The 2,017-nt window shown below is 46.8% G+C and carries 2 protein-coding genes; both read right to left on the bottom strand.

Translation table 11 applies throughout. The features are described 5' to 3' along the window. Positions 1 to 62 precede the first annotated feature (62 nt). Entirely contained in the window at positions 63 to 1,088 is a 1,026-nt protein-coding gene (locus tag QZY09_RS21505; RefSeq protein ID WP_295675947.1) for an aldo/keto reductase, read from the bottom strand. Between the two features lie 41 nt (positions 1,089 to 1,129). After that, the coding region (locus QZY09_RS21500) for a YitT family protein (RefSeq protein WP_367119255.1) at positions 1,130 to 2,017 on the bottom strand (888 nt) is incomplete at its 5' end.

Below are 2,017 nucleotides of genomic sequence, written 5' to 3'. Positions count from 1 at the left end.
TTGTCAACTTTTAAAAAATTGACAAATCTCAAGCCTATCACAATTTTCAAATCAACACATTTTCAAATTCTCTTCTCCACCCTATCATAAAACCCGCCAAACGTATTGGTTTTTACTGCTTCCTCTTTAAAGAAGTCGCCCGGAAAACCGAGTTCGATGGCGCTGGCAACGTTAAGTTTTTGCAGGTGTTCATCACTAAGTGTTACATCAATGGTTTTAAGGTTATCCTGCAACTGGCTTAATTTTGTTGCACCAACAATAGGGATGGATGAAAAGCCCTGCTGCATGGTCCATTTTAAAGCTACGTTTCCCGGCGATACGCCCAATTCATCAGCAATGGCAACTACCACTTTGGTAATGCTTTCAGCGCGTTCGCTGCGGCGGTTGCTTTCGGGTTTGATGCGGCCTTGTTCGCCCCGCAGGTATTTGCCGGTGAGTGCGCCGCCGCCAAGCGGGGCCCATGGTGTAACGGTCATACCAAAATGCTTTGCCATTGGGATCAGCTCGCGTTCAGGGGTACGGGCGAGGAGGCTGTATTCCACCTGCAGTGCTACCAACTGGCTCCAGCCCATCAGTTCGGCCAGGGTATTGCCTTTGGCTACCACCCACGCGGGTGTGTCGCTGATGGCGGCGTAGTTGATCTTACCCTGTTTGATCAGGTCATCCATCCCCCGCAAAACTTCATCTATCGGTGTCAGGTCGTCCCAGATATGCAGGTAAAACAGGTCGATAAAATCAGTTTTCAGGCGTTTAAGGCTATCTTCCACGCTGCGCATCATATTTTTGCGGTTATTGCCGGATGCATTGGGATTGGTGATATTATCTTTTAATGAATATTTGGTAGCTACCACAAAATGATCACGGTCATGGTTATGCAAGTATTCGCCTATGATCTTTTCACTGGTACCTAATTTATAGATGTTTGCAGTATCGATAAAATTACCGCCAGCTTCGGCGAAGGCGTCCATAATGGCAAAGCTGGTTTGCTTATCGGCGCCCCAGCCCGCTTCGGTACCAAAGCCCATAGTACCCAGGCACAATTCAGAAACTTTAAGGCCCGACCGGCCCAATAATTTATATTTCATCATTAAAATATTTGAAAATCGTTTTTACAAAATAAATGCCGCTGCTAATGGATCCCTGTCCGTTTAACCAGCCCGCCGCTGGTGTCTTCAATGCTATGCTGCACGATAAAAGCTGCGGGGTCAATATCCAGGATCTCCCGTTTGATGGACGGGATCTCCAGCCGGGTTGCCACAGTAAACACTATATCGCGCGGGGCATTGATATGGCCGTCTTTGCCATAGCCGCTTTTCCCTTCATACACGGTAACGCCGCGCCCGCGTTTTGAGATCGCCTTGCGGATCTCATCACCCTTTGAAGAGACAACGGTGATACCGGTATATTGTTCAATGCCGTTTAAAACAAAATCAATCATTTTAGAAGCGCCGAGGTAGGTAATGACGGAATACAAGGCAGGTTCAACCCCCAAAAAAAACACCGCGGATGCAAATATCATCAGGTTAAAAAGCAATATCACATCCCTCGATTTAAAAAGCTGCATTTTTTTGCTCACCAGCATGCCGGCAATTTCGGTACCATCAAGCACTGCGCCGCCACGGATAGCCAGGCCTCCGCCGATGCCTATAAATATACCACCGAATACCGAAGTAAGCCCTTTATCGTGGGTAACATCGGGGAAATACATAAATGCCAGGCAAAAGGAAAGGGCGGCAATGGCCAAAGCGCTCTTGACCGCAAAAATTACTCCCAACTGCCGGTAGCCTAAAATCAAAAAGGGAAAATTGATCAGAAAAATAAGGATAGATAATGGGATGCCGGTAGTTTTAGCCAACAACATGGACATGCCAGTTACCCCCCCGTCGATAAATTTGGTGGAGAGCAGGAACCCCTTGATACCCATTGCGGCAGACAAGATACCTAAACTTACCAATACAAAACTTTCAATATTCGCCTTTAATTTCACGGTTAAATATACATTACAAAGCCGATGCCT

It is taken from the genome of uncultured Mucilaginibacter sp. (genome assembly GCF_903913935.1).
In the GTDB taxonomy this organism is placed as follows: Bacteria; Bacteroidota; Bacteroidia; order Sphingobacteriales; family Sphingobacteriaceae; genus Mucilaginibacter.
Note: the sequence above shows the minus strand (reverse complement) of the source record. Positions and strands in the feature narration are given on the sequence as shown.

Bases quoted from the DNA above. Each gene is read 5' to 3' on its own strand.
- QZY09_RS21505 (WP_295675947.1), bottom strand. From the start codon at position 1,088: ATGATGAAATATAAATTATTGGGCCGGTCGGGCCTTAAAGTTTCTGAA.